The following is a 26,585-nucleotide window of genomic DNA, read 5'->3' as shown; positions in this document are numbered from 1 at the left end:
ACACTCCTTTGCCTGGTCAAATCAGCGACCTCAGGCCTTCGCCCGACTTTCCAGGACTTCTACGGCCGGCAACACTTTGCCTTCGACGAATTCGAGGAATGCGCCGCCGCCGGTAGAAATGTAGGAGATCTGCTCGGCAACGCCATATTTATCAATGGCCGCCAGGGTGTCGCCGCCGCCCGCGATGGAGAACGCCGAGCTTTCGGCGATGGCCTGGGCCAACACTTTGGTGCCGTTACCGAACTGGTCGAATTCGAACACGCCCACCGGGCCGTTCCACAGGATGGTCTTGGACGACTTCAGCAGCTCAGCGAAATTCGCCGCGGTCTGTGGGCCGATGTCCAGGATCATGTCGTCTGCCGCCACATCGGCGATCAGCTTGACGGTGGCGGTGGCGCTTTCAGCGAATTCCTTGGCGACCACCACGTCGACCGGCAGCGGCACGCTGACTTTGGCGGCGATGGCGCGAGCAGTGTCCAGCAGGTCCGGTTCGTACAGGGACTTGCCGACCGGGTGACCGGCTGCGGCCAGGAAGGTGTTGGCAATGCCACCGCCGACGATCAGCTGGTTGCAGATCTGGCTCAGGCTGTTCAGCACGTCGAGTTTGGTCGACACCTTGGAACCGGCAACGATGGCTGCCATGGGTTGAGCCGGAGCGCCGAGGGCTTTGCCGAGCGCGTCCAGTTCAGCGGCCAGCAACGGGCCCGCGGCCGCGACTTTGGCGAACTTGGCCACGCCGTGGGTCGAACCCTCGGCGCGGTGAGCGGTGCCGAAGGCGTCCATCACGAACACGTCGCACAGGGCGGCGTATTGCTGGGCCAGTTCGTCAGCGTTCTTTTTCTCGCCCTTGTTGAAGCGCACGTTTTCGAACAGCACGATGTCGCCGGCCTTGACGTCAACGCCGCCCAGATAATCGGCAACCAGCGGCACTTCGCGGCCCAAGGCCTTGCTCAGGTAGTCAGCGACAGGCTTGAGGCTGTTCTCGGCCGAGAACTCGCCTTCAGTCGGGCGGCCAAGGTGCGAGCAGACCATCACGGCCGCGCCTTTTTCCAGGGCCAGCTTGATGGTCGGCAGCGAGGCCAGGATTCGCGCATCGCTGGTGACAACACCGTCCTTGACTGGGACGTTGAGGTCTTCGCGGATCAATACGCGCTTACCTTGCAGATCGAGGTCGGACATCTTCAACACGGTCATGGGTCGCACTTCCTACGGTTTTTTTGAAGTTGCTGTTTGCAGATAGTGTTCTGCAACGTCCAGCATTCGGTTGGCAAAACCCCATTCGTTGTCGAACCAGGCCAGGATGTTCACCAGCCGCGGGCCGGAAACTCGGGTCTGACTGGCATCGACGATCGCCGAATGTGGGTCATGGTTGAAATCACAGCTTGCGTGGGGTAGCTCGGTGTAGGCCAGCAGCCCCTTGAGCGGGCCGCTGGTGGCAGCCTCGCGCAGAATCCGGTTGACCTCGGTGGCGTCGGTGTCGCTCACGGTCTGCATCGTAATATCGAGGCAAGACACGTTCACCGTCGGCACCCGCACGGCTTTGGCCTGAATTCGCCCGGCAAGTTCCGGCAACAGGCGTTCGATGCCGCGCGCCAGACCAGTGGACACCGGAATCACCGACTGAAACGCCGAACGCGTGCGGCGCAGGTCTTCGTGGTGATAGGCATCGATCACCGGCTGATCGTTCATCGCCGAGTGGATGGTGGTGATCGACACGTATTCCAGGCCGATGGCCTGATCCAGCAGGCGCAACAGCGGCACGCCGCAGTTGGTGGTGCAGGATGCGTTGGACACCAGCAGCTCGTCGCCGGTCAGGCAATCCTGGTTCACGCCGTAGACGATGGTGGCGTCGACATCCGCCTCGCTGGCCATCGGCTGGGAAAACAGCACGCGTGGCGCGCCAGCGTCGAGGAAACGCTGGCCGTCTTCACGGGTGTTGTAAGCGCCGGAGCACTCCAGCACCAGATCGACGCCCAGGGACGCCCAATCGATGCCTTCGGGGGTGGCACTGCGCAGGACCTTCACGCAGTCGCCATTAATATGCAGACAATCGCCGTCGACCTTCACCTCGCCGGGAAAACGCCCGTGCGTGGAGTCGAAGCGTGTCAGGTATTCGATGCTGGCCATGTCCGCCAGATCGTTGATCGCGACAATTTCAAACCCGGCCGCCGAGCCTCGCTCAAACAACGCACGCAAGACGCAACGACCAATCCGGCCGTAGCCGTTGAGTGCAACTTTGTAGGGACGCGGTTGAGGCATGAGGGTTCTCGATGACGCTTGGGAATGTGGTCGCCAGGTCTGCCGTCTTCGCGGGCAAGCCTCGCTCCTACAGGTTTGCGATTGTTGGGGATCGGGATGCACCCAATTCCGCCAACAACGCTATCCCTTGTAGGAGCGAGGCTTGCCCGCGAAGACGTCAGCCCCGATAACGCAACTTCTGGATCAGTCTTCCAGCAGCTCTTCAGCCTGACCCAGGATGTTTTCCAGGGTGAAGCCGAACTCTTCGAACAAGGCTGGCGCAGGCGCCGACTCGCCGTAGGTGGTCATGCCGATGACGCGACCTTCCAGGCCCACGTACTTGTACCAGTAGTCCGCGTGAGAGGCTTCGATGGCGATACGGGCACTGACTTGCAACGGCAGGACCGATTGCTTGTAGCCGGCGTCCTGGGCATCGAACACGCTGGTGCACGGCATCGAAACGACGCGCACTTTGCGACCCTGCTCGGTCAGCTTGTCATAAGCCTGAACCGCCAGGCCGACTTCGGAACCGGTGGAGATCAGGATCAGCTCAGGCTCGCCTGCACAGTCCTTCAACACGTAACCGCCACGGGAGATCTCTTCGATCTGAATCGCGTTGCGGGTTTGGTGCTGCAGGTTCTGACGCGAGAAGATCAAGGCCGAAGGACCGTCCTTGCGTTCCAGCGCGCATTTCCAGCTCACCGCCGATTCCACGGCGTCGGCTGGACGCCAGGTGTCGAGGTTCGGCGTGCAGCGCAGGCTGGCCAGTTGCTCGATAGGCTGGTGAGTCGGGCCGTCTTCGCCCAGACCGATGGAGTCGTGGGTGTAGACGTGGATCACGCGCTGCTTCATCAAGGCCGACATGCGCACGGCGTTGCGGGCGTATTCCATGAACATCAGGAAGGTCGCGCCGTAAGGCACCAGGCCGCCGTGCAAGGCAACGCCGTTCATGATGGCGGTCATGCCGAACTCGCGTACGCCGTAGTACATGTAGTTGCCGCTGGCGTCTTCAGCCGTGACGCCTTTGCAGCCTTTCCACAGGGTCAGGTTGGAACCGGCCAGGTCAGCGGAGCCGCCGAGGAACTCAGGCAGCAGCGGGCCGAACGCATTAAGAGCGTTCTGGCTGGCTTTACGGCTGGCGATGGTTTCGCCTTTGGCAGCGACTTCAGCGATATAAGCATCGGCTTTCTCGGTGAAGTCGGCCGGCAGATCACCGCTCAGACGACGAATCAGTTCGTTCGCTTCGGTCGGGAAAGCGGCGGAGTAGGCAGCGAAACGCTGGTCCCACTCGGCTTCGGCAGCTCGGCCGGCTTCCTTGGCGTCCCACTCGGCATAGATATCGGCCGGGATTTCGAACGGACCATGATTCCACTTCAAAGCAGTACGGGTCAGTGCGATTTCCGCGTCACCCAATGGGGCGCCGTGGCAATCTTCTTTACCTTGCTTGTTCGGCGAACCGAAACCGATGGTGGTCTTGCAGCAGATCAGGGTCGGCTGCGCGCTTTTGCGAGCGGTCTCGATGGCGGTCTTGATCTCTTCAGGATCATGACCGTCGACGTTGCGGATCACCTGCCAGTTGTAGGCTTCGAAACGCTTCGGCGTGTCATCGGTGAACCAGCCTTCGACTTCGCCGTCGATGGAGATGCCGTTGTCATCGTAGAAAGCGATCAGCTTGCCCAGGCCCAAAGTACCGGCGAGCGAGCCGACTTCGTGGGAAATGCCTTCCATCATGCAGCCATCACCCAGGAACACGTAGGTGTGGTGGTCAACGATGTTGTGGCCCGGGCGGTTGAACTGCGCCGCCAGGACTTTTTCAGCCAGGGCAAAACCCACGGCGTTGGCCAGACCCTGGCCCAGTGGACCGGTGGTGGTTTCAACGCCCGGGGTGTAGCCGAGCTCCGGGTGACCCGGGGTACGGCTGTGCAGTTGACGGAATTGCTTCAGGTCATCGATCGACAGGTCGTAGCCGGTCAGGTGCAGCAGCGAGTAGATCAGCATCGAGCCGTGGCCGTTGGACAGCACGAAGCGGTCACGGTCGGCGAACGATGGATTGCTCGGGTTGTGCTTCAGGTAGTCACGCCAAAGTACTTCGGCGATATCCGCCATACCCATCGGGGCACCGGGATGGCCGCTGTTGGCTTTTTGCACGGCATCCATGCTGAGGGCACGAATGGCGTTGGCACGCTCACGACGGCTGGGCATCGCTGATCTCCTAGGGTTTGAATAAAACGAAACGGAAAAAAGGCGAGCATTTTCCCTCACAGGCATGCCTCGCGGCAATGACAGATAGTCATCTGAAGGCGTTTTTCCAATGGATAAAGACGGTTTCGGCTGGTGAAACCTTTCTGCTATTCGTTTGTAGAGTGGAACAAGTCATCAGAAGTGCCACCCATCGAGCAATATCAAAACTTTTTGATATTGCTCTTGCAGTGCTTTCTGACCGTCACTAGACTGCTGGCCCTATGAATTTACGCGTGCCTTCCATTCAACATGACGAGTGCGATGAGCTGGCGGCCCTGTGCAAGGCCGGTGGCGATCCTCTGCGGCTGAATGTATTGCGCGCGCTGGCCAACGACTCGTTTGGCGTACTTGAGCTGGCGCAAATCTTCGGTATTGGCCAGTCGGGCATGAGTCATCACCTCAAGGTGCTGGCCCAGGCCGACCTGGTGGCGACGCGCCGTGAAGGCAACGCGATTTTCTACCGTCGCGCCCTGCCCCACACCGACCTGCTCGGCGGCAAGCTGCACGCCGCGCTGCTCGAAGAAGTGGACAACCTGACCCTGCCTGCCGATGTGCAGTCGCGGATCGGTCAGGTCCACGGGCAACGCGCAGCGGCCAGCCAGGACTTTTTCTCACGGGTCGCGGAGAAGTTTCGCGCCCAGCAAGACCTGATTGCCGGCCTGCCGCAGTACCGCGAAAGCGTGGTGGCCTTGCTCGACAAACTGAGCTTCAGTGAAGGCGCCACGGCCATTGAAGTCGGCCCTGGCGACGGTGCTTTTTTGCCGGAACTGGCGCGCCGTTTCACTCACGTCACCGCGCTGGACAACAGCCAGGCGATGCTCGAATTGGCGCGGCAGGTCTGCGAACGTGAAACGCTGGCTAACGTCAGCCTGCAACTGGCCGATGCATTGAATGGCGTAAGCCTCAAGGCCGATTGCGTTGTACTGAACATGGTGCTGCACCACTTTGCCGCACCGGCCGATGCGCTCAAGCACATGGCCAAATTGCTGCAACCGGGCGGTAGCCTGCTTGTGACAGAGTTATGTAGCCACAACCAGAGTTGGGCCAGGGAGGCCTGCGGTGATCTCTGGTTGGGGTTTGAACAGGACGATCTGGCCCGTTGGGCCACCGCTGCGGGACTCGTTCCCGGGGAAAGCCTCTATGTAGGCTTACGTAATGGTTTCCAGATTCAGGTCCGCCACTTTCAGCGGCCAACTGGCGACACTCACCATCGGTAAATTCAGGAAAAAATCGAGATGAGCGAATACTCCCTCTTCACCTCCGAGTCCGTGTCTGAAGGGCATCCGGACAAAATCGCCGACCAGATTTCCGATGCGGTGCTGGACGCCATCATTGCTGAAGACAAGTTCGCCCGTGTGGCGTGCGAAACGCTGGTAAAAACCGGCGTGGCAATCATCGCAGGTGAAGTCACCACGTCGGCCTGGGTCGACCTGGAAGAAATCGTGCGCAACGTCATTCTGGACATCGGCTACAACAGCTCCGATGTCGGCTTCGACGGCGCCACTTGCGGTGTGATGAACATCATCGGCAAGCAGTCCCCTGACATCAACCAGGGTGTTGACCGTGCCAAGCCTGAAGATCAGGGCGCCGGCGACCAGGGCCTGATGTTCGGTTACGCCAGCAACGAAACCGACGTGCTGATGCCAGCACCGATTACCTTCTCGCACCAACTGGTTCAGCGCCAGGCCGAAGCCCGTAAATCCGGCCTGCTGCCTTGGCTGCGCCCGGACGCCAAGTCGCAAGTGACTTGCCGTTACGAAGGCGGCAAGGTTGTCGGTATCGACGCCGTTGTACTGTCGACCCAGCACAACCCTGAAGTGTCGTACAAAGACCTGCGCGAAGGCGTGATGGAGCTGATCGTCAAGCACGTGCTGCCTGCCGAACTGCTGACCAAAGACACCCAGTTCCACATCAACCCGACTGGCCAGTTCATCATTGGCGGCCCAGTGGGTGACTGCGGTCTGACCGGTCGCAAGATCATCGTCGACAGCTACGGCGGCATGGCCCGTCACGGCGGCGGCGCGTTCTCCGGTAAAGATCCATCGAAGGTTGACCGTTCGGCTGCCTACGCCGGTCGTTACGTGGCGAAGAACATCGTCGCTGCAGGCTTGGCCGAGCGTTGCGAGATTCAGGTTTCCTACGCGATCGGTGTTGCCCAGCCGACTTCGATCTCGTTGAACACCTTCGGCACCGGAAAAATCAGCGACGACAAAATCGTCAAACTGGTTCGCGAAGTGTTCGACCTGCGTCCATACGCAATCACCACCATGCTTGACCTGCTGCACCCGATGTACCAGGAAACCGCAGCGTACGGCCACTTCGGTCGCACCCCGGCAACCAAGACCGTTGGCGAAGACACCTTCACCACGTTCACCTGGGAAAAAACCGACCGCGCCGACGACCTGCGTTCGGCTGCCGGCCTGTAAGACCTCCCCGGCGGTACCAAAAGCCCTGCACGGTTCGCCGTGCGGGGCTTTTTATTGTCTTGCGTTTGAGACCTACGGCCGCCCGGAAACACCAGGCAAAACACCCACACTTCCTGCCAGCAAATACTGACTAGCCTTCAAGCACTCCCCTTGAGCAAGGACGCTCACGATGCTTCTGCGCCTGTTTTCTGTTTTTTCTCTGAGCTTTTTTTGCCTCACTACAACCGCAGCCGACTGTCCCGACTGGCCGCCCGACAGGGCTCTGGAAGAAATCACAACCCTGCAAAAACTAATCGACACTTGGGATGACAGTTATCACCGCCATGGCCGCTCGTTGGTTGCCGACGAACTTTATGATCAGGCCCTCGCTCAATTGACCGAATGGCGCAGTTGCTTTGACCTGGGTCTAACGCCCGAACCATTACGCACGGCTGGCGGCAAAATTGCCCACCCCATTGCCCACACAGGCCTGGAAAAAGTGCGGGACAGTCATGCTGTCGAAAACTGGCTGCGCAGCCGCGAGGACATCTGGGTACAACCCAAAGTCGATGGTGTGGCGGTGACGCTGATCTACCGCAAGGGCGTACTGCACCAGGCAATCAGTCGCGGCGACGGAATAAACGGGCAAGACTGGACAACCTCGGCGCGACTGATCCCCGCCATCCCCCGGCAACTGTCGAAACCGCTGGACCTGCTGGTGCAAGGTGAACTCTATTGGCGACTGGTCGACCATGTTCAAGTCAAGGCGGGAAGCCTCAACGCCCGCGCCACCGTGGCCGGTTTGATGGCGCGCAAGGAACTCAGCCCTAAGCAGGCCATAGGCATCGGCCTGTTTATCTGGGACTGGCCACAAGGCCCGGCCGGTTTGCCTGCTCGCATCGCCACTCTGGATGAGCTGGGTTTGCCGAGCATCGCGCCTTACAGTCAGCCGGTACAGACATTTGCCGATGCCGAACACTGGCGCGATCACTGGTACCGCTCGCCCCTGCCCTTTGCCAGTGACGGTGTGGTCCTGCGCCAGAGCCAACGCCCTTCGGCCGAGCGCCGGCAGGCAAAAACACCGTACTGGGCCGTCGCCTGGAAATACCCCTTTGCCCAGGCGTTGGCCGAAGTACGCAAAGTCGACTTCAAGGTCGGTCGCACCGGACGGATCACACCAGTGCTGGACTTGAAACCGGTGACGCTCGATGACCGGCAGATCAAGCATGTCAGCGTCAGCTCACTGCGGCGCTGGGAGGCGCTGGACATCCGCCCCGGTGATCAGGTGTCCATCAGCCTCGCGGGGCTGACCATTCCCCGGCTCGACGGCGTCGTACTACGCGCCGCCGAACGCCCAGCCTTGAACGCGCCGCTGGCAGCCGACTTTAATCATTTGAGTTGCTGGCAACCGACGCCGGGCTGCGAAAGCCAATTTCTCGCGCGACTGACCTGGCTCAGCGGCAAGCAAGGGTTGGCCATGCCTCATGTCGGCCCAGGAACGTGGGAGAAACTTTTCGAAACAGGCCACCTGAACGGCCTGCTGGATTGGTTGACCCTCGATGCTCAAGAGCTTGCTAACATTAACGGCTTCGGCGAGCGCAGCAGTACTCGTCTTCTAAACAGTTTCAACAGTGCCCGCCAACGCCCTTTTGCTCGCTGGCTCAAAGCCCTGGGTTTACCGCCGACCGGCCAGGCGAACCTCGCCGACTCCTGGCAGGAACTGGCACAACGAAACACCGAACAATGGCAGGCCGAAGCCGGCATCGGCCCGGGACGCGCGGCGCAATTGAGCGCATTTTTCCGCGACCCGCAGGTTCTGGCCTTGAGCGACACATTACGTGCGGCGGGGATCGACGGTTTTTAGCGACCGCAGATACTCGCCCGCCCGGGAACCCAAAGAGGCCGATGGGCTCAAACGCCCATCGCCCTATCGACCCGATTGCACCTGCACATGGAGCTTTTATGAAATTTCTTTCACCGCTCGCCCTGCTGACCCTTTGCAGCGTGATGGCCGCGCCACTGATGGCCGCCGAAGAGGCCCCGGGGCTGACCGGTTGTGCCGCCAAGAAACAAGGCATCATCAACCAGATCGAACTGGCCAAATCCCATGGCAACGCCGATCAGCAGGCTGGTCTGGAAACGGCACTGAGCGAAGTCACCGCGCATTGCACTGACGCTTCGCTGAAGAAGGAGCGGGAAAACAAGGTCCTCGACGCCAAGCATGAAGTCAGCAAGCGCCAGGCCGATCTCGACAAAGCCATGAAGAAAGGCGACCCCGAGAAGATCAACAAGCGTAAAGACAAACTCGCCGAGTCGCGCAAGGAACTGCAGGACGCGCTCGACGAGCTGGATAAATAAGAAAAGGTAAAGTCAGGAATTTGTAGCGTTCTTCAGGGAGCTTCGCGAGCAGGCTCGCTCCCACAGGGGAATGCATTCCTATGTGGGAGCGAGCCTGCTCGCGAAGACGTCAGCCAAAGCACCGCATGTTAATGATCCCGAAACTCTTTATGACAGGCACTGCAGGCATCTTCGACCTTCTGCACCGCCGGCCCCAGGTTGCTGGCCTTGTAAGGCTGAACCTTGCTGGCAATCACCAATTCACCGGTGGCGGCTTCAAGGTTGCGGGCCATTTCCTGAAAGCGTGCCTGTTTCTGCCACACGTCGCCCTTGGCGCTGGTGTGATCTTCTTCGCGCACCTGCGGAAAATGCTTCCACGGTTCCTGGGACAGCGCATCGAGTTTCACCGCGCCGTCAGCGAATTTCGGGCCATCGAATGGAATGCGGCCGCGCAACATGCCACCCAGGTCTTCGCCAGTCTTGAGCATTTGTTTGAAGATTGCCTTGCGCTGACCCAGTGGCGAATTCGGATCGACACCGCCGCACGCGGACAAGGTCAGGCAGGCCAGCAATACAACGGAAAGTCTTTTAAGAGTCATGGTGGCTTCAGGTCACGGGAAACGGCGGCCAGTATCCTCGCGTCATCGGCAAAGACCAATAGCCCTATTATCAATACGGGTTGTTTGAGCGCATGGAGCACTCAGGCAACCGACAAAGGAATTACTCCATGAACAGCCGTTTCAAGGCATGGCGTCACCGCCTCGCCTGGACCCTCCCGATGGTGGCCGTGCTTGCAGGCTGCACCGGCGGTGACAACAACAAACCCAAGACCCACGCGCTGGCGACTTATTCCAGCGCCACCTGGGAAGCCCTGCCGACGGTGTCCGATAACGACCTGGTCGCCGGTTTCGGTTCATGGCGCAGCGCCTGTACCCGACTCAAGGCCGACCCGATCTGGGGCTCGACCTGTGCGGCTGCCACCAGCGTGCCGCAAACCGCCAGTGACATTCGCGGCTTCCTCAAACAGAACCTCGACGTCTACGGCCTGCGCGCCGCCAACGACAATCCCAACGGCCTGATCACCGGTTACTACGAGCCGGTCTACCCCGGCAGCCTGACCCAAACTACCGTGGCGAACATCCCGGTGTACGGGGTTCCAGAAGACATGATCATCGTCTCTCTGGACAGCATCTACCCGGAGCTCAAAGGCAAACGCCTGCGCGGACGGCTCGAAGGTCGCGTGCTCAAGCCTTACGACGATGCGGCAACCATCGAAACCAAAGGGGTCAAGGCGCCGGTCGTGGCGTGGCTGACTGACCCGATGAACCTGCAATTCCTGCAAATCCAGGGTTCCGGTCGCATTCAGCTCGACGATGGTCGCCAGTTGCGCATTGCGTATGCCGACCAGAACGGCCATCCGTATCGCCCCATCGGCCGCTGGCTGGTAGAGCAAGGCGAACTGAAGAAAGAAGACGTGACCATGGGCGCAATCAGCGACTGGGCCAAGGCCAATCCGGCGCGCATTCCGGAACTGCTCGGCAGCAACCCGAGCTATGTGTTCTTCACCCGTAACCCGGACAGCAATGAAGGCCCTCGCGGCTCGCTGAACGTACCGCTGACGGCGGGTTACAGCGCGGCAGTGGATCGCAAAGTGATTCCGCTGGGCAGTCTGTTGTGGTTATCCACAACGCGGCCGGACGGCACCGCGCTGGTTCGTCCGGTGGCGGCTCAAGACACTGGCGGCGCGATTGCCGGTGAAGTCCGTGCGGATTTGTTCTGGGGCACCGGCGAAGCGGCGGGGCAACTGGCTGGCGACATGAAACAGCAGGGACAGATCTGGATGCTCTGGCCCAAAGGCGCGGCATTGCCGCAAGTGCCTCAGGTGGCGGATGCGGTGAAGACCAGTCCTTGAGCCTTGTATCGGCAGTCAGATAGTCATCGCGAGCAGGCTCGCTCCCACAAGAGATTTGTAATCGACGCAAATCCAATGTGGGAGCGAGCCTGCTCGCGAAGGGGTCATCACTGACACAGCAAATTGTCAGACCGAAACCACAAAAAAACTCACGATCAACCCCATCCCCACAAACCACACCAACGACCGCAGAATCGCCCAGTCAGCCAGGTAGCAAATGATGTACAGCAGACGGCTGGTGATGAACAACACCGACAGCACATTGATCGTCACCAGCTCGGCGTTGCCGGCCAGGTGGGCCACGATCACCGCCGCCGCGAACGCCGGGGTCACTTCGAAACTGTTCAATTGCGCCGCATAGGCGCGCCGGCCCAAACCATTCAGTGACTCGAGAAAGTCCCGGGGGTCATGGTTGTCTTTCAGTCCAAAACGGCCACTGACCTTGGCAATACCCACGCAGAGATAGGGCAAGAAGATCGCAATCAAAATGCACCACAGAGCAAGCGTCATATCGCAGTCCCTTTCTTCGAGTTATAAAATCCGGATTCCGGTCAAAACTTCATCACCAACATGCCGATCAGCACCAGCCCACAGGCTAAGAGCCGCGGCCGACCGAAAGGTTCTTTCAGATAGCGCATGCCAAACAGCACCACCAGAATCACGCTGATCTCGCGCAATGCCGCCGCTTCTGCAATCGACCCCAGCTGCATCGCCCACAGCACCAGAGCGTAGCTGAACAACACGCAGAACCCGACCGCCAATCCCAAGCGCCATTGTTCACGCCAGAACAGCATGAACGCCAGCCGCTTGCGCACCAACGCCAGCAGCGGAAACGGCCAGGCGCTGAGCAACGTCACCCAGACCAGGTAATCCAGCGGATGCGACCAGCGCCGCAGCGCCTGGCCATCGATAAAGGTGTAGCAGCCAATGCACAGGCCAATCAGCGCTACCACCGGCAGCATCGACCACGGCAAACGCGTACCGCCACCGCCCTGCCACAGCAGGCACAGCATGCCCAACGGGATGAGCAGAATTCCGAAGATCTGCTGATTCGTCAGCACCTCCCCGGCAAAGATCAGCGTCAAGGCCAGCACCACTAACGGCGACAAGCCACGCATCAGCGGGTACACCAAACCGAGATCACCCACCCGATAGGCCTGAATCAGCAGATAGCGATAAAGCAATTCGAACGCTGCCGATGCGAGAATCCATGGCCAGATTTCAATCGGTGGCAGCGCCACGAACGGCAGCATCAGCGCGACAAAAAGCATCGCCACGCTGTCCATGCAGGCCACGACCAACAACCGTTCCGCACTGAATTTAATCAGGGTGTTCCACGCCGCGTGCAACAACGCCGCCACCAACACCAACGCCGTCGCAAGCACGGCACACTCCTTTTTTTGCCCCCTCGGCCCTTGTAGGAGCCCGGCTTGCCGGCGATGACATCCTCAAGAACGCCATCGCCGGCAAGCCGTGCTCCCACAAGGTCGGGGGGGGAAATTGATTCGCCATATGTCAGCAGCTGTTTATACTGCAAGCGACCACGCCGCACTCAGTTGCGCACAGACTAATTCCAATAATTTCTGCCATGGCCCGCTCTCTTCGAGAACGGTCGTCGGCCTGCGTATGCCTGATCACAGCGTCAAGACTACCGACAGAGACCTTGCGCATGCCACTCGCCTTGCTTGCCCTCGCTGTTGCCGCGTTCGGCATCGGCACCACTGAATTCGTCATCATGGGCTTGCTGCCCGACGTCGCTCGCGACCTCGCCGTCAGCATTCCCCACGCCGGTCTGTTGATCACCGGTTACGCCCTGGGCGTAGTGTTCGGCGCGCCGATCCTCGCGGTCGGCACCGCCAATATGCCGCGAAAAGCCACTCTGCTGGGCATGACACTGATGTTCATCCTCGGCAACGTGCTGTGCGCGCTGGCGCCAAACTACGCCACGCTGATGGCCGCGCGAGTGGTTACCGCGTTGTGCCACGGGGCGTTCTTCGGCATTGGTTCGGTGGTCGCGGCCGGTCTGGTCGCGCCGAACAAACGGGCGCAGGCGATTGCCATGATGTTCACCGGCCTGACCCTGGCCAATGTGCTCGGTGTGCCATTGGGCACCGCGCTCGGCCAATACGCCGGTTGGCGTTCGACGTTCTGGGCGGTGTCGGTGATCGGTGTAATCGCCGCAATTGCACAGTGGGTCTGGTTGCCGAAGGACATCGCCATGGACAAGGCCAACCTCGCCAGCGAGTTCAAGGTGTTGGGCAAGGTCAGTGTGCTGCTGGCCCTGGGCATGAGCGTGCTGGCGTCGACCAGCCTGTTCAGCGTGTTCACCTACATCGCGCCGATCCTGCAGGACATCACCGGGGTCAGCCCGCACGGCGTGACGATTATGCTGCTGTTGTTCGGCGTCGGTTTGACCGCGGGCAGCATGCTCGGCGGCCGCCTGGCCGACAGTCGCTTGCTGCCTTCGCTGGTGGGCATGGCGTTGGCGGTGGTGGTCGTGCTGGCCGCGTTCACGCAGACCAGTCACTCGGTGATTCCGGCGGCGATCACGCTGGTGTTGTGGGGGATTTTTGCCTTCGCCCTGTGCCCTATTCTGCAACTGCTGATCATTGATCAGGCGCATGAAGCTCCGAACCTCGGTTCGACGTTGAACCAGAGCGCTTTCAATCTCGGCAATGCGGCGGGCGCGTGGATTGGCGGGCTGGTGGTCGCCAGCGGCGCGGACCTGGCGGACTTGCCTTGGACCGGGGCGTTGGTCAGTGGCCTGACGGTGCTGACAGCGCTTTTCTTCATTTACCTGCAACGTCGCGGTGTGGCTGCGGTCAATGTGTCCGGCTGAATAATTGCCTTCGCGGGCAAGCCTCGCTCCTACAGGATCGCGTAGAACCTGAGAGAGGCTTGCCCGCGAAGAAGCTGAACTCGGCGAAACCCCGACCGTAGGCACCACGACCCTGCTGCTCGCACACGAAGACCGGGCATCACTGATTATTTTTTGACCTGCTGCGGGTCGGGTTTCCGATCCGCAGACTGCTTCGGCGGCCCGCTTTCGCTGCGAATCTGCGCATGGCTCAACAGCGCAAAGATAAAGCTGCCACCGATGATGTTCCCCGCCAGCGTGGGACCTGCGAACACCAGCCAGAAATCCTTCCACGGCAACTCGCCGGCAAACACCAGATACGACACCTCGGCCGAACCGACGACGATGTGGGTGAAATCCCCCAGCGCCATGAGGTAGGTGATGAGGATGATGATCCACATCTTGGCGCTCTCCATGGACGGGATCATCCAGACCATGGTCGCGATCATCCAGCCCGACACAATGCCTTTGGCGAACATCTTGCTCGCGTCGTTCTCCATGACTTTGCGTCCGATATCGAGGAAGGCCAGGTCGGTCTTGGTGTCGAAAATCGGCAGGTGCAACATCACATACGCGACCAGCAAGGTGCCGCAAAGGTTGCCCACCAGCACCACCGACCACAGCCGCAACAACCGGCCGAAATTGTTCAGGGTGGGTTTGGTCATGACCGGCAGCACCGCCGTCAGGGTGTTCTCGGTGAACAATTGCTGGCGGGCGAGGATGACCGCAAGGAACCCGGCGCAGTAACCGAAACTGGCAATCACCTTGAAGTGTTCGCCGTCCGGCAGGCGCGAGTTGAGCAACCCCATGGCCATCAGCGACAGGCCCATGGTCAGGCCGGCGGCGAGCGCCGACCACCATAGCGCGGCGACGCTGCGTTCGAGTTCCTGATCGCCCTGGGTCCGGATGATTTCGTGCAATACGGCCGCACGTGGCGGCTGGCTTTTTTCGACGTCATGCCGTTCTTCAGCCGAGAGGTTCGGGGTCTTGCCGTCTTTTTGCGCGTCCATAGAGCTCCGGAACCGGTGGCGTGTCATGTAGGTACGACATGCGGGGTTCGGCGCTTGTTCAGTGCACTGACTGGTTTCTGTAGGAGCCAGCTTGCTGGCGATGGGGTCGACTCGGTTTCTGTGGTGATGCTGATTACGCCATCGCCGGCAAGCCGGCTCCTACGGAACTCGCATTACTCGTCCTTGAACTGGTCTTTGACGTACTTGATCTCGGTCCGGCCGTGTGGGGCGGGCAGGCCGTCTTCACCTAGGTTGACGAAGACCATCTTCTCCACCGTCAGGATGCTTTTGCGGGTGATCTTGTTGCGCACTTCGCAAGTCAGGGTGATCGAGGTGCGGCCGAACTCGGTGGCGGTGATGCCCAGTTCGATGATGTCGCCCTGGCGCGAGGCGCTGACGAAGTTGATTTCGGAAATGTACTTGGTCACCACGCGCTGATTGCCCAACTGGACGATGGCGTAGATCGCCGCTTCTTCGTCGATCCAGCGCAACAGACTGCCGCCGAACAGTGTGCCGTTGGGGTTGAGGTCTTCGGGTTTTACCCATTTGCGGGTGTGGAAATTCATATTCACTCCTGAGCGTCTTGCCGAATGATGGGTGCCATCATGGCAGAGCCCGGACTAGAGCTCTATTAAGCATCGTCTATGGTCACGATTACCGTTCGGACATTGACTGACAGAAACGCTTTGGAAGATCAGCATAGCCCGCTATAATCGCCCCCGTTTCAAAACGGTCATCTTCAGTTGATACCGTTTTCCCGCCACCTGTCCGAGGGGCGCTGCAGCAGGTTCAACCTGTCAGGCTCGGATGGGGCGTTGACTGGCCACGGCCAGACACTAAACGCACAACGGCGCCCATTCGCATACATTACGAATGGAGGCTCATCATGAGCGCTGTTATCACGCCTGCAGATTTTAACGATTACAAAGTCGCCGACATGTCCCTGGCTGCCTGGGGCCGTCGCGAAACCATCATCGCTGAATCCGAAATGCCAGCCCTGATGGGTCTGCGCCGCAAGTACGTCGGTGAGCAGCCGCTCAAAGGCGCCAAGATTCTCGGCTGCATCCACATGACCATTCAGACTGCCGTGCTGATCGAAACCCTGGTTGCCCTGGGTGCCGAAGTTCGCTGGTCGTCCTGCAACATTTTCTCGACTCAGGATCAGGCCGCTGCTGCTATCGCCGCTGCTGGCATCCCGGTTTTCGCCTGGAAAGGCGAGACTGAAGAAGAGTACGAGTGGTGCCTGGAGCAAACCATCCTGAAAGATGGCGCGCCATGGGATGCCAACATGATCCTCGACGACGGCGGCGACCTGACCCAGCTGCTGCACGACAAGTACCCACAGGTTCTGGATCGCGTTCACGGCGTGACCGAAGAAACCACCACTGGCGTTCACCGCCTGCTGGACATGCTGGCCAAGGGCGAGCTGAAAATCCCGGCCATCAACGTCAACGACTCGGTGACCAAGAGCAAGAACGACAACAAGTACGGCTGCCGTCACAGCCTGAACGACGCGATCAAGCGCGGCACCGACCACCTGCTGTCCGGCAAGCAAGCGCTGGTCATCGGTTACGGTGACGTGGGCAAGGGCTCCGCTCAGTCCCTGCGTCAGGAAGGCATGATCGTTAAAGTCTCCGAAGTCGACCCGATCTGCGCCATGCAAGCCTGCATGGACGGCTACGAGCTGGTTTCGCCGTTCATCGACGGTATCAACACCGGTACCGAAGCAAGCATCGACAAAGCGCTGCTGGGCAAGATCGACCTGATCGTGACCACCACCGGTAACGTCAATGTTTGCGACGCGAACATGCTCAAGGCCCTGAAGAAGCGCGCTGTTGTCTGCAACATCGGCCACTTCGACAACGAAATCGACACCGCTTTCATGCGCAAAAACTGGGCATGGGAAGAAGTGAAGCCACAGGTTCACAAAATCCACCGTACCGGTCCTGGCGCATTCGATGCCCAGAACGACGACTACCTGATCCTGCTGGCCGAAGGCCGTCTGGTTAACCTGGGTAACGCCACCGGTCACCCAAGCCGCATCATGGACGGTTCGTTCGCCAACCAGGTTCTGGCGCAGATCTTCCTGTTTGGTCAGAAGTACGCCGACCTGTCGCCAGCCCAGAAAGCCGAGCGCCTGACTGTTGAAGTACTGCCGAAGAAACTCGACGAAGAAGTGGCCCTGGAAATGGTCCGCGGTTTCGGCGGCGTCGTGACTCAACTGACCAAGACCCAGGCCGACTACATCGGCGTGACTGTCGAAGGTCCGTTCAAGCCGCACGCTTACCGCTACTGATTCGACCTGCTGTCCGCTCCCCATGGGAGCGGACTTAAGCAGAAACCACGCTCCTCTGTAGGAGCGAAGCTTGCTCGCGAAAGCATCACCGCGTTGTTTCTGAAGCACCGTGTTGTTGCTTTCGCGAGCAAGCTTCGCTCCTACAGAAAGCGTGGCGACTGCAAGGCTTACGCGTTTCCAAGGATATGACCATGTCCCAAGACCGTCGCTACAGCTTCGAGTTCTTCCCTACGAAGACCGACGCTGGGCATGAAAAGCTGCTCGCCACTGCTCGTCAGCTGGCCACGTACAACCCCGATTTCTTCTCCTGCACCTATGGCGCTGGCGGTTCGACCCGTGATCGAACGCTCAACACCGTGTTGCAGCTCGAAAGCGAAGTCAAAGTCCCTGCCGCACCGCATCTGTCCTGCGTGGGCGACAGCAAGGACGACTTGCGCGGCCTGCTGGCGCAATACAAGGCCGCCGGCATCAAGCGCATCGTTGCCCTGCGCGGTGACCTGCCTTCGGGCATGGGCATGGCCAGCGGCGAAATGCGCCACGCCAACGACCTGGTCCAATTCATTCGTGAAGAGACCGGCGATCATTTCCACATCGAAGTCGCCGCTTACCCGGAGATGCATCCGCAAGCTCGCAATTTCGAAGACGATCTGACCAACTTCGTGCGCAAAGCCAACGCTGGCGCCGACAGCGCGATCACCCAGTACTTCTTCAACGCCGACAGCTACTTCTACTTCGTCGAGCGTGTACGGGCGATGGGCGTGAACATCCCGATCGTGCCGGGCATCATGCCGATCACCAACTACAGCAAGCTGGCGCGCTTCTCCGATGCCTGCGGTGCGGAAATCCCGCGCTGGATCCGCAAGCAACTGGAAGCCTACGGCGACGACACCCAGAGCATTCAAGGCTTTGGTGAACAAGTCATCACCGAAATGTGCGAACGCCTGCTGCAAGGTGGCGCGCCAGGGCTGCACTTCTACACACTGAACCAGGCTGAAGCGAGTCTGGCGGTGTGGAACAACCTGAAGTTGCCGCGCTGAAAAACGTTTAAAGCAAGATCAAAAGATCGCAGCCTTCGGCAACTCCTACATTTGGGCATGTTTAATCCCTGTAGGAGATGTCGAAGGCTGCGATCTTTTGCTTTCTACGCACTTTTACTGTGATGCAACACACGGAGATAGAGCATCTGCAGTCGGTTTCTGGCTCTTTCCCGTTTCTCGTCGTAATCTCAAGCCCATGCCTTTGATCCCACAGTTAATTGCCGTGCTGGTTTTCACTTGCCTGAGCTTCGCCGCTCGGGGCGAGAAACTGCGCATTGTCACTGAACCGTGGGCGCCTTATGTCTACGAGGAAAACGGCAAATCACTGGGCCTGGACTACGAAACCACGGCCATCGTCTTCAAGCGCCTGGGGATCGAAGTCGAGTGGCAGTTCCTGCCGTGGAAACGCTGCCTGTCGATGCTTGAAACCGGCCAGGCCGATGGCGCGCTGGACATTTTTCACAGCGACGAGCGCGATGCGACCCTGCTCTACCCCGGCGAACCGCTCTCGGAAGTCCAATTCGTGCTGTTCTATGCCAACGAACGCCCGCATCCGTTTAGCACCCTCGACGATCTGAAAGGCCTGACGATAGGCACCTCGCCGGGCTATCTGTACAGCCCGGACTTCCGTGAATCGACGCTGTTCACGCGCGAACCGGCGCCCACCCATGAAGCCAACTTCGGCAAACTGGTGCGCGGCAGGATCGACCTGCTGATCACCGACCGCCGGGTGGGCCAGCATTTGCTCGACGAATTGAATATCCGCGACCAGATCAGCGAAAACCCGACCATCATCAGCCAGCAGAGCCAGTTCCTGGCGGTGCGCCGCAACGCGGGCATGGATTTGCTGGTGCAGCGCTTCGGCGCCGAGCTCAAACGATTCAAGCGCGAACCCGCGTACGCCGAACTGAGTGCCCGTTATGGCGCCGATCCGGCTACCAGCACGAAAACTGCCGGGGCCACCGCTGCCCGCGAAAAAACCGTTGAGCAGCAGGAAAGCGGCGCGCAGTGATTGCTCTGTTATACTCCGGCCTTCCCGCCAGGCTCACGCCCGGACGCTCGGACTTGTTCAAGGCATCTCGACCCCGCTACAGCGCAGCTTTTCAGCCCGCGCGAGCGCTCCAGACGAGCCTTCGAGGCCCAGCAGGACCGGACGGGATTGCGTCCTCTTAAACGCCATTCGCGCCAGGCAAGACTCCCATTGGGCCAAGCCCTAACTAAAACAGGATTACTCATGTCCTTTGCTTCCCTCGGTCTCTCCGAGGCTTTAGTCCGCGCCATCGAGGCAGCGGGCTATACCGAGCCTACTCCGGTGCAACAGCGGGCTATTCCCGCCGTGTTGCAAGGTCGCGACCTGATGGTTGCGGCTCAGACAGGTACTGGTAAAACCGGTGGCTTCGCCCTTCCGATCCTGGAGCGGTTGTTCCCTAACGGTCACCCGGACAAATCCCAGCGTCACGGCCCGCGCCAACCGCGCGTACTGGTCCTGACCCCTACCCGCGAACTCGCGGCTCAGGTACACGAGAGCTTCAAGATCTATGCCCGTGACCTGAAGTTCGTCAGCGCCTGCATCTTCGGCGGCGTCGGCATGAACCCACAGGTTCAGGCCATGTCCCGTGGTGTTGACGTGCTAGTAGCCTGCCCTGGCCGCCTGCTCGACCTCGCCGGCCAAGGCAGCGTCGATTTGTCCCACGTGGAAATCCTCGTGCTGGACGAAGCCGACCGCATGCTCGACATGGGCTTTGTCCATGACGTGAAGAAGGTCCTGGCTCGCCTCCCGGCCAAGCGTCAGAACCTGCTGTTCTCGGCGACGTTCTCCAAGGACATCACCGACCTCGCTGGCAAATTGCTGCACAACCCGGAACGCATCGAAGTGACACCGCCGAACACCACGGTCGAGCGTATCGAGCAACGGGTTTTCCGCCTGCCAGCCAACCACAAGCGTTCGTTGCTGGCGCACCTGATCACCGCGGGCGCCTGGGAACAGGTGCTGGTGTTCACCCGCACCAAGCACGGCGCCAACCGCCTGGCCGAGTACCTGGACAAACACGGCCTCAGCGCCGTCGCCATCCACGGCAACAAGAGCCAGAACGCGCGCACCAAAGCCCTGGCCGACTTCAAGGCCGGTGAAGTGCGCATCCTGGTCGCTACCGACATCGCCGCGCGCGGCCTCGACATCGACCAGTTACCACACGTGGTCAACTTCGAACTGCCGAACGTCGACGAAGATTACGTGCACCGTATCGGCCGTACTGGCCGTGCCGGTCGTTCGGGCGAGGCGATCTCGCTGGTGGCTCCGGACGAAGAAAAACTGCTGAAAAGCATCGAACGCATGACCAAGCAGAAAATCGCCGACGGCGACCTGATGGGCTTCGATTCCAGCGCCGTGGAAGCCGAGAAACCGGAAGTGCGCGAGCGTCCGGACGTGCGTAACCCGCGCAACCCACGTGGCCCGCGCGGCGACGGTCCGAACGGCAGCGGCGGTGGCGGCGGTCGTAAAGACAAGGGCAAGGACAAGGGCGGCAAGGAAAAACCGGCGGCCAGCGGCCGTGGCGAGCGCCCGGCACGTGAGCAGAAGCCACGTGAAGGCACGCCTGCCCGCGAGCAACAGCGCCCGGCGCCACGCGCTGCCGCTGATCGCGCTCCGGACGAGTTCCTGGACGACGATATCGATAACTTCGGTAACCGCGTCGACTACGTGCCTCAAGCCAAACCGGCCCAGGGCCGTGGCCGCCGTCCGGGTGCTCCGGCACAAGGCACGGCCGCTGGCGCAGGTGCTCCACGCACCGGCGGCAAGCCTCAGGGTCGCCAAAGCGGTCCACGCAGCAGCGACGGCGCCACCACTGGCACGCCGCCAGCCAAACGCAGCGGTCCACGCAACGGTGCACCTCGTGACGGCCAGGCCCGTCGCGAAGAAGGTCGCAACCGTCGCCCGGCACGTGACGAGCAGCCACGCTCGGAACCCGCTGTGCAGAACCCGCGCGGCCCGGCTCCGAAGATCATTCACAAGGAGTCGAAAACCGATCGTTTCCCGACACCTGAACAGCTTGATCAATTGCCAGGCCGTCCGCGTGGTGAGAAACCAGCGTTGCTGACTCGCAACCGCTGAGTTTTACCCTGCCATGAAAAATGCCCCTGATCTCACGATTCGGGGCATTTTTTTATGCCTGACAAAACCCCATTTTTTACGCCGGACAAAAACCCTGTAGGAGCCGGCTTGCTGCGGGCGGCGTTCCGACGATGGCGTCGTGTCAGTCACGTTGATATCGGCTGACACACCGCCATCGCCAGCAAGCCGGCTCCTACAGGGGATTTGTGGTGGTCATGCAGATTTGGGCAGGCAATAAAAAACGCCCCCGATCGTGAGGTCGGGGGCGTTTTTGTGTCAGGTGCGAAAGTTACTTCGCTTTGACACCTTCAAACGTTACGTACAACTCAACCGCGTCGGACGCTGGGCCCAGGTCTTTCTGCTTGCCGAAATCGGAACGCTTGAGGTTGGTGGTGCCTTCGAAGCCGGCACGGTAGCCGCCCCATGGATCCTTGCCTTCACCCAGGAAAGTCGCCTTGACCACGACTGGCTTGGTCACGCCAGCGATAGTCAGATCACCCGCCACGTCCGCAGTGTCTTTGCCAGCGGCGTTTTTGCCGGTGGATTTGACGCTGGTGGAAACGAAGGTGGCTTTAGCGAATTTGCTCGCGTTCAGGAAGTCACCGCTGGCGATGTGCTTGTCGCGTTCGGCGTTGTTGGTGAAGACGCTGGCGGTGTTCACATTGAACTCGATCTTGGCGTCTTCAGGCTTGGCAGCGTCGAAGCTGAACTTGCCGTCGATGTCCTTGAAGGTACCGGTGATGAAGCTGTAGCCCAGGTGGCTGATCTTGAAGTCAACGAAGGCGTGCTGGCCTTCCTTGTCGACGACATAGTCAGCTGCCATTACGTTACCGGCGGACAGCAGAGCGGAACCGATTGCCAGAGCGGCGAGGGTCTTTTTCAACATGCTTTCTATTCCTTTGGAGTCGAGGTTGAACTTCAGGCTTTGCGACCCAGCATTCGAGTAAGGGTCGCATCACGATCGATAAAGTGGTGCTTCAATGCTGCCAACGCATGGAGACCGGAAAAAATTACCAGCACCCATGCCAGATACAGATGAATCACACCGGCGGTGTCTGCCTGGTCCGGTAGTCCGGATACCAGCGCAGGAATTTCAAACAGGCCAAACACCGGAATCCCGACACCATCTGCGGTGGAAATCAGGTAACCGGCAATCATCACAGCAAACAGACCGAGGTACAGGAACGAATGGCCAAACTTCGCGCCCATGCGCGTCAGCCGGCCATAGCTTTCCAGTGTTGGCGGTGGTGGGCTGATAAAGCGCCACAGCACCCGCAGCACCATCACGGCCAGCAACACCAGGCCAATGCTCTTGTGCAGCTCCGGCGCATCTTTGCGCCAGGTGCTGTAGTAGTCGAGATCGACCATCCACAAGCCCAACGCAAACAGACCGAAGACCGCCAGCGCCACGCCCCAGTGCATGAAGATGCTGACCCAACCGTAGCGGGAAGAAGAGTTACGTAGCTGCATGCCCAAATCCTGTGAGAATTGCGACCAAGACTATCGAGTTATCTATCGAATTAAAGCGGAAAATTTCGCTTTGAAATATCGAGAAATACGATCAAGAGTCTGAAATCGGTGAGTTAAGGAAAGATTAAAGACCAATGTGTGAAAAAAAATGACGTCCACATCAAGAACACCGGCGCCATGAGATTTATTCAGATCTTTTCTTCAGGCATAAAAAAACGCGGCATTTACGCCGCGTTTCTCTAATCCAGACGCTTACTGCGCTTTGGTATCAGCTACCGGAGTCGCAGCAGGTTTGGCTGCTGGTTTCTTCGCCGCTTCAGCTTTCTTTGGCGCCGGTTTCGCCGGGGCCTTTTTGGTTTCGGCCGCAGGCTTTTTCGCCGGCGCTTTGGCCGCAGCCTTCTTGGCCGGCTCGGCTTTCACCGGGGCGGCAGGTTTTGGCGCTTCCACTGGCGCGGGGGCCGGGGCTGCAACTGGAGCCGGTGCCGGGGCTGGCGGTGTGACGGGTTCTGGCGCCTTTACGGGCTCCGGCTTCTTGTCGTCGTCCGAGGAACCACCAAACAGGTTGCTGAAGAAGTTGCCTTTCTTCGCCGCCACTGCGCCCGCTGCAGCAGCAGTCGCTGCCGGAACGACCTTCGCCGGTTCAAACGACTTGCCGGCCGCCAGGTCTTCAACCTGACTGGCTGCACGCTGACCGGTGCGCAACGCGCCTTCCAGAGTGCCCGGGTACAAGGTGTCGGTGTGTTCGCCAGCGAACGCTACGCGTTGCAGCGGACGTTCCCACAAGCGCCAGAACTTGCTGATCTGGCCCGGACCGAAGGCCAGGTAAGCGCCGCCCATCGACGGGTCGGTGCTGTAGCGACGGATTTCATAACCGGTGAACGAACCGCGCGCCTGTGGATAAAACGTGTGCAGGCGAATCAGCACCTGATCGGCCATCTGCTTGTCGCCGAAGGCCTGCATCACCCGCGCGTTGTCGCCGGACAGGTTGATCACCACGTTGGCGCCACCCTTCAGCGCCGGCTCGACCCACAACATGCCCAGGCCGGTGTTGCTGTAGATCTCGCCGGACATGCGCGCCTTGCTTTCCCAGACCGGGGTCTTGAACTTCAGCATGATCTGGTCGCGCCAACCGTAGTTGGTGCCTTTGATCGCGCCCATGTGCTGGGCATCCAGCGCCGGGGTCATCACGATTTTGTTGAGGGCGCGCAATGGCACCGCGACCACGACGTAGTCAGCCTGATAGCCGACGCTGCCGACCTTGACGGTCACGCCGTCCTTGTCCTGGGTGATGGACGAGACCGGGGAACTGGTCTTGATGGTTTTCAGCTGTTTGACGAAGGCTTGTGCCAGCACCGGGCTACCGCCCAGCAGGCGCGAAGCGCGCAGGTCACGGTCGGACACGCCGCGGTAAACCCGGCTCTGTTGTGCGTAATACAGCAACGACAGGCGCGAAGGTTCGTCATAACGGGTACGAATTTGCTGATTGATCAATTGACGAGCCGTGGCTGGCAACGTCAAACGGTCGAGCCAGTTGGAGACGTTGATCTGATCCAGGGCATGCAGCGCGCTGGTCGCGGCAGGGTTCAGCGGGTCTTCGATCGAGCGCGCCAGGTCGTCCAGGGTCTTCTCGTAACGCTTGAGCGCGTCAGCGGTGGCCGGCTCTTTGGTGGCCAGGTCAGCGGCGGAGTAATACACGCCGTCGATCAGGTAACTCGGCGTGCGCACGAATTCAGGGGCCGGCGTGGTGCTCAGCTTGAAGGTCGATACGTACTTGTTCAAAACCGGCTGAGTCTTGTCGTTGCCGATCCATTCGCTGGTGGCCATGCCGGAACGACCGCCCAGGGTCGGCTTGGCTTCCAGCAGGGTCACCTGCCAGCCTTTGTTCTGCAGTTCGTACGCCGCCGTCAGGCCCGAGAGCCCGCCGCCGATCACGATCGCCGTTTTATCCTTGGCCAGCGCAGACACGCTGAACAGCCCCAACATCACCAGCGCACAGGCGCGCAGCCAACCAGCAGACATTCAGCGAACTCCGGAAATACACGAGAAAAAAGCAGTTTTACGAGTCAGGCGACTCAAAGAACCGCGAAGAATACGTTAGCCATCAAAGGGCCGCCAGCGACGTCTATCGCCCTATTCAAAGTAGCTCATTCGACACAATGGGTTGTCCCGATGCCACGCATTGCATAGGCTTGCGCGATTGTATGTCCGCGCCTGTCGCGGACCGCCTCGAGGAGACTGGAAATGGGCCTGAATAATCAGTGGATGCAACGCGATCTCGCCGTGTTGTGGCATCCCTGCACCCAGATGAAAGACCACGAACAGCTGCCGCTGATCCCGATCAAGCGCGGTGAAGGCGTGTGGCTGGAAGACTTCGAAGGCAAACGCTACCTCGACGCCGTCAGCTCCTGGTGGGTCAACGTGTTCGGCCACGCCAACCCGCGCATCAACCAGCGCATCAAGGATCAGGTCGATCAGCTGGAACACGTGATCCTCGCCGGTTTCAGCCATCAGCCGGTGATCGAGTTGTCCGAGCGTCTGGTGAAGATGACGCCGGAGGGCCTGACCCGATGCTTCTACGCCGATAACGGTTCGTCCTGCATCGAAGTCGCGCTGAAAATGAGCTTTCACTACTGGCTCAACCGCGGTCAACCGAACAAGAAGCGCTTCGTCACCCTGACCAACAGCTACCACGGCGAAACCATGGCGGCGATGTCGGTGGGCGACGTGCCGCTGTTCACCGAAACCTACAAGGCGTTGCTGCTGGACACCATCAAGGTGCCGAGCCCCGATTGCTACCTGCGCCCTGAAGGCATGAGCTGGGAAGAGCATTCGCGGAACATGTTCGCCGCGATGGAACAGACCCTGGCCGAAAACCACGACACCGTTGCGGCGGTAATCGTCGAGCCGCTGATCCAGGGCGCCGGCGGCATGCGCATGTATCACCCGGTTTACCTGAAACTGCTGCGCGAAGCCTGCGACCGTTATGGCGTGCACCTGATCCACGACGAAATCGCCGTCGGCTTCGGCCGCACCGGAACGATGTTCGCCTGCGAACAGGCCGGCATCCGTCCGGACTTCCTTTGCTTGTCCAAAGCCCTGACCGGCGGTTACCTGCCGCTGGCGGCGTGCGTGACGACGGAAGATGTCTACAGCGCGTTCTACGACGACTACCCGACCTTGCGCGCGTTCCTGCATTCGCACAGCTACACCGGCAATCCGCTGGCGTGCGCGGCAGCCTTGGCGACGCTGGATATCTTCGAAGAAGACAACGTGATCGAGAACAACAAGGCGCTGGCCCAGCGCATGGCCTCCTCCACCGCGCACCTGGCCGATCATCCCAACGTCTCGGAAGTGCGTCAGACCGGTATGGTGCTGGCCATCGAGATGGTCAAGGACAAGGCGACCAAGGAAGCCTATCCGTGGCAGGAACGACGCGGGTTGAAGGTGTTCCAGCACGCGCTGGAGCGCGGTGCTTTACTTCGACCGCTGGGCAGCGTGGTGTATTTCCTGCCGCCGTACGTGATCACCCCGGAGCAGATCGACTTTCTGGCGGAAGTGGCCAGTGAAGGGATCGACATTGCGACGCGCAATAGTGTGAGCGTGGCGGTGCCGCAGGATTTCCATCCCGGGTTCCGTGATCCGGGCTGATTGATTTCACTCGATTCTGTGGGAG

At 60.1% G+C, this 26,585-nt stretch carries 22 protein-coding genes and 1 riboswitch; of the genes, 11 read left to right on the top strand and 11 right to left on the bottom strand.

The genetic code is table 11. From position 1 onward, the window contains the following. Positions 1 to 30 precede the first annotated feature (30 nt). The 3 genes from ACYZUC_RS22315 to tkt form a co-directional block, all read right to left on the bottom strand. Positions 31 to 1,194, bottom strand: a complete 1,164-nt coding sequence (locus tag ACYZUC_RS22315; protein ID WP_192416742.1) for a phosphoglycerate kinase — start codon at positions 1,192 to 1,194, stop codon at positions 31 to 33. A 12-nt stretch (positions 1,195 to 1,206) separates the two neighbouring features. Then, positions 1,207 to 2,259, bottom strand: a complete 1,053-nt coding sequence (epd, locus tag ACYZUC_RS22310; RefSeq protein WP_461990428.1) for an erythrose-4-phosphate dehydrogenase — start codon at positions 2,257 to 2,259, stop codon at positions 1,207 to 1,209. 183 nt (positions 2,260 to 2,442) lie between these two features. Next, on the bottom strand, positions 2,443 to 4,440 hold the full coding sequence (gene tkt, locus ACYZUC_RS22305; RefSeq protein WP_461990426.1) for a transketolase: 1,998 nt from the start codon (positions 4,438 to 4,440) through the stop codon (positions 2,443 to 2,445). A 260-nt stretch (positions 4,441 to 4,700) separates the two neighbouring features. Between tkt and ACYZUC_RS22300 the strand changes: the two genes are divergently transcribed. From ACYZUC_RS22300 to ACYZUC_RS22285, 4 genes are all read left to right on the top strand, one after another. Further along, the gene (locus ACYZUC_RS22300; protein ID WP_008033297.1) at positions 4,701 to 5,696 is read left to right on the top strand and encodes an ArsR/SmtB family transcription factor; all 996 of its coding nucleotides are present in this window, start codon (positions 4,701 to 4,703) and stop codon (positions 5,694 to 5,696) included. An 18-nt stretch (positions 5,697 to 5,714) separates the two neighbouring features. After that, complete coding sequence (gene metK, locus ACYZUC_RS22295; protein WP_008033298.1) at positions 5,715 to 6,905, top strand: methionine adenosyltransferase; 1,191 nt, start codon at positions 5,715 to 5,717, stop codon at positions 6,903 to 6,905. A 169-nt stretch (positions 6,906 to 7,074) separates the two neighbouring features. Then, a complete protein-coding gene (gene ligB, locus ACYZUC_RS22290; protein WP_461990424.1) occupies positions 7,075 to 8,748 on the top strand; it encodes an NAD-dependent DNA ligase LigB in 1,674 nt (557 codons plus the stop codon). Positions 8,749 to 8,846: 98 nt separating this feature from the next. Then, on the top strand, positions 8,847 to 9,242 hold the full coding sequence (locus tag ACYZUC_RS22285) for a DUF1090 domain-containing protein (protein WP_461990422.1): 396 nt from the start codon (positions 8,847 to 8,849) through the stop codon (positions 9,240 to 9,242). A 128-nt stretch (positions 9,243 to 9,370) separates the two neighbouring features. Here the strand turns inward: ACYZUC_RS22285 and ACYZUC_RS22280 are convergent, their stop codons facing one another. Continuing rightward, the gene (locus ACYZUC_RS22280; protein ID WP_461990420.1) at positions 9,371 to 9,820 is read right to left on the bottom strand and encodes a c-type cytochrome; all 450 of its coding nucleotides are present in this window, start codon (positions 9,818 to 9,820) and stop codon (positions 9,371 to 9,373) included. Between the two features lie 128 nt (positions 9,821 to 9,948). Here ACYZUC_RS22280 and mltA point away from each other — a divergent pair, with 128 nt between their 5' ends. Then, a complete protein-coding gene (gene mltA / locus ACYZUC_RS22275) occupies positions 9,949 to 11,133 on the top strand; it encodes a murein transglycosylase A (protein WP_461990418.1) in 1,185 nt (394 codons plus the stop codon). 126 nt (positions 11,134 to 11,259) lie between these two features. On the opposite strand, the gene ACYZUC_RS22270 is transcribed toward mltA, so the two are convergent. After that, entirely contained in the window at positions 11,260 to 11,643 is a 384-nt protein-coding gene (locus ACYZUC_RS22270) for an MAPEG family protein (RefSeq protein WP_461990416.1), read from the bottom strand. Positions 11,644 to 11,684: 41 nt separating this feature from the next. Beyond that, positions 11,685 to 12,518, bottom strand: coding sequence for an EamA family transporter (locus ACYZUC_RS22265; RefSeq protein ID WP_461990414.1), 834 nt, complete (start codon positions 12,516 to 12,518; stop codon positions 11,685 to 11,687). A gap of 284 nt (positions 12,519 to 12,802) precedes the next feature. On the opposite strand from ACYZUC_RS22265, the gene ACYZUC_RS22260 reads away from it, so the two are divergent. Then, positions 12,803 to 13,972: an MFS transporter gene (locus ACYZUC_RS22260; RefSeq protein ID WP_461990413.1), complete on the top strand. Its 1,170-nt coding sequence runs from the start codon at positions 12,803 to 12,805 to the stop codon at positions 13,970 to 13,972. A 146-nt stretch (positions 13,973 to 14,118) separates the two neighbouring features. Here ACYZUC_RS22260 and ACYZUC_RS22255 read toward each other — a convergent pair whose 3' ends face one another. Both ACYZUC_RS22255 and ACYZUC_RS22250 read right to left on the bottom strand, forming a co-directional pair. After that, the gene (locus ACYZUC_RS22255; RefSeq protein ID WP_461990411.1) at positions 14,119 to 15,000 is read right to left on the bottom strand and encodes a formate/nitrite transporter family protein; all 882 of its coding nucleotides are present in this window, start codon (positions 14,998 to 15,000) and stop codon (positions 14,119 to 14,121) included. 173 nt (positions 15,001 to 15,173) lie between these two features. After that, entirely contained in the window at positions 15,174 to 15,566 is a 393-nt protein-coding gene (locus ACYZUC_RS22250) for an acyl-CoA thioesterase (protein ID WP_008033312.1), read from the bottom strand. 198 nt (positions 15,567 to 15,764) lie between these two features. Then, positions 15,765 to 15,863: riboswitch (S-adenosyl-L-homocysteine riboswitch) on the top strand. 23 nt (positions 15,864 to 15,886) lie between these two features. On the opposite strand from ACYZUC_RS22250, the gene ahcY reads away from it, so the two are divergent. From ahcY to ACYZUC_RS22230, 4 genes are all read left to right on the top strand, one after another. After that, positions 15,887 to 17,296 carry an adenosylhomocysteinase gene (gene ahcY / locus ACYZUC_RS22245; RefSeq protein WP_461990410.1) on the top strand — a complete coding sequence of 470 codons (1,410 nt, stop codon included), beginning with the start codon at positions 15,887 to 15,889 and terminating at the stop codon, positions 17,294 to 17,296. 191 nt (positions 17,297 to 17,487) lie between these two features. Continuing rightward, a complete protein-coding gene (gene metF / locus ACYZUC_RS22240; RefSeq protein ID WP_008045026.1) occupies positions 17,488 to 18,333 on the top strand; it encodes a methylenetetrahydrofolate reductase [NAD(P)H] in 846 nt (281 codons plus the stop codon). 196 nt (positions 18,334 to 18,529) lie between these two features. Beyond that, a complete protein-coding gene (locus ACYZUC_RS22235; RefSeq protein ID WP_461990408.1) occupies positions 18,530 to 19,345 on the top strand; it encodes a substrate-binding periplasmic protein in 816 nt (271 codons plus the stop codon). Between the two features lie 222 nt (positions 19,346 to 19,567). After that, the gene (locus ACYZUC_RS22230) at positions 19,568 to 21,442 is read left to right on the top strand and encodes a DEAD/DEAH box helicase (protein ID WP_461990407.1); all 1,875 of its coding nucleotides are present in this window, start codon (positions 19,568 to 19,570) and stop codon (positions 21,440 to 21,442) included. A gap of 289 nt (positions 21,443 to 21,731) precedes the next feature. Here the strand turns inward: ACYZUC_RS22230 and ACYZUC_RS22225 are convergent, their stop codons facing one another. The 3 genes from ACYZUC_RS22225 to ACYZUC_RS22215 form a co-directional block, all read right to left on the bottom strand. Further along, on the bottom strand, positions 21,732 to 22,328 hold the full coding sequence (locus tag ACYZUC_RS22225) for a YceI family protein (RefSeq protein ID WP_008033318.1): 597 nt from the start codon (positions 22,326 to 22,328) through the stop codon (positions 21,732 to 21,734). Between the two features lie 32 nt (positions 22,329 to 22,360). Then, positions 22,361 to 22,912 (bottom strand): cytochrome b, encoded by a 552-nt coding sequence (locus ACYZUC_RS22220; protein ID WP_461990405.1) that lies wholly within the window; start codon positions 22,910 to 22,912, stop codon positions 22,361 to 22,363. Between the two features lie 252 nt (positions 22,913 to 23,164). Then, positions 23,165 to 24,931, bottom strand: coding sequence for a flavin monoamine oxidase family protein (locus ACYZUC_RS22215; protein ID WP_461990403.1), 1,767 nt, complete (start codon positions 24,929 to 24,931; stop codon positions 23,165 to 23,167). A gap of 222 nt (positions 24,932 to 25,153) precedes the next feature. Between ACYZUC_RS22215 and ACYZUC_RS22210 the strand changes: the two genes are divergently transcribed. Continuing rightward, positions 25,154 to 26,560 (top strand): adenosylmethionine--8-amino-7-oxononanoate transaminase, encoded by a 1,407-nt coding sequence (locus ACYZUC_RS22210; RefSeq protein ID WP_461990401.1) that lies wholly within the window; start codon positions 25,154 to 25,156, stop codon positions 26,558 to 26,560. Positions 26,561 to 26,585: the final 25 nt, after the last annotated feature.

Source organism: Pseudomonas sp. GT1P32 (assembly GCF_054897805.1).
Note: the sequence above shows the minus strand (reverse complement) of the source record. Positions and strands in the feature narration are given on the sequence as shown.

Coding starts and splice junctions, on each gene's coding strand:
- ACYZUC_RS22315 (WP_192416742.1), bottom strand. CDS start 1,194: ATGACCGTGTTGAAGATGTCCGACCTCGATCTGCAAGGTAAGCGCGTA.
- epd (WP_461990428.1), bottom strand. CDS start 2,259: ATGCCTCAACCGCGTCCCTACAAAGTTGCACTCAACGGCTACGGCCGG.
- tkt (WP_461990426.1), bottom strand. CDS start 4,440: ATGCCCAGCCGTCGTGAGCGTGCCAACGCCATTCGTGCCCTCAGCATG.
- ACYZUC_RS22300 (WP_008033297.1), top strand. CDS start 4,701: ATGAATTTACGCGTGCCTTCCATTCAACATGACGAGTGCGATGAGCTG.
- metK (WP_008033298.1), top strand. CDS start 5,715: ATGAGCGAATACTCCCTCTTCACCTCCGAGTCCGTGTCTGAAGGGCAT.
- ligB (WP_461990424.1), top strand. CDS start 7,075: ATGCTTCTGCGCCTGTTTTCTGTTTTTTCTCTGAGCTTTTTTTGCCTC.
- ACYZUC_RS22285 (WP_461990422.1), top strand. CDS start 8,847: ATGAAATTTCTTTCACCGCTCGCCCTGCTGACCCTTTGCAGCGTGATG.
- ACYZUC_RS22280 (WP_461990420.1), bottom strand. CDS start 9,820: ATGACTCTTAAAAGACTTTCCGTTGTATTGCTGGCCTGCCTGACCTTG.
- mltA (WP_461990418.1), top strand. CDS start 9,949: ATGAACAGCCGTTTCAAGGCATGGCGTCACCGCCTCGCCTGGACCCTC.
- ACYZUC_RS22270 (WP_461990416.1), bottom strand. CDS start 11,643: ATGACGCTTGCTCTGTGGTGCATTTTGATTGCGATCTTCTTGCCCTAT.
- ACYZUC_RS22260 (WP_461990413.1), top strand. CDS start 12,803: ATGCCACTCGCCTTGCTTGCCCTCGCTGTTGCCGCGTTCGGCATCGGC.
- ACYZUC_RS22255 (WP_461990411.1), bottom strand. CDS start 15,000: ATGGACGCGCAAAAAGACGGCAAGACCCCGAACCTCTCGGCTGAAGAA.
- ACYZUC_RS22250 (WP_008033312.1), bottom strand. CDS start 15,566: ATGAATTTCCACACCCGCAAATGGGTAAAACCCGAAGACCTCAACCCC.
- ahcY (WP_461990410.1), top strand. CDS start 15,887: ATGAGCGCTGTTATCACGCCTGCAGATTTTAACGATTACAAAGTCGCC.
- metF (WP_008045026.1), top strand. CDS start 17,488: ATGTCCCAAGACCGTCGCTACAGCTTCGAGTTCTTCCCTACGAAGACC.
- ACYZUC_RS22235 (WP_461990408.1), top strand. CDS start 18,530: ATGCCTTTGATCCCACAGTTAATTGCCGTGCTGGTTTTCACTTGCCTG.
- ACYZUC_RS22230 (WP_461990407.1), top strand. CDS start 19,568: ATGTCCTTTGCTTCCCTCGGTCTCTCCGAGGCTTTAGTCCGCGCCATC.
- ACYZUC_RS22225 (WP_008033318.1), bottom strand. CDS start 22,328: ATGTTGAAAAAGACCCTCGCCGCTCTGGCAATCGGTTCCGCTCTGCTG.
- ACYZUC_RS22220 (WP_461990405.1), bottom strand. CDS start 22,912: ATGCAGCTACGTAACTCTTCTTCCCGCTACGGTTGGGTCAGCATCTTC.
- ACYZUC_RS22215 (WP_461990403.1), bottom strand. CDS start 24,931: ATGTCTGCTGGTTGGCTGCGCGCCTGTGCGCTGGTGATGTTGGGGCTG.
- ACYZUC_RS22210 (WP_461990401.1), top strand. CDS start 25,154: ATGGGCCTGAATAATCAGTGGATGCAACGCGATCTCGCCGTGTTGTGG.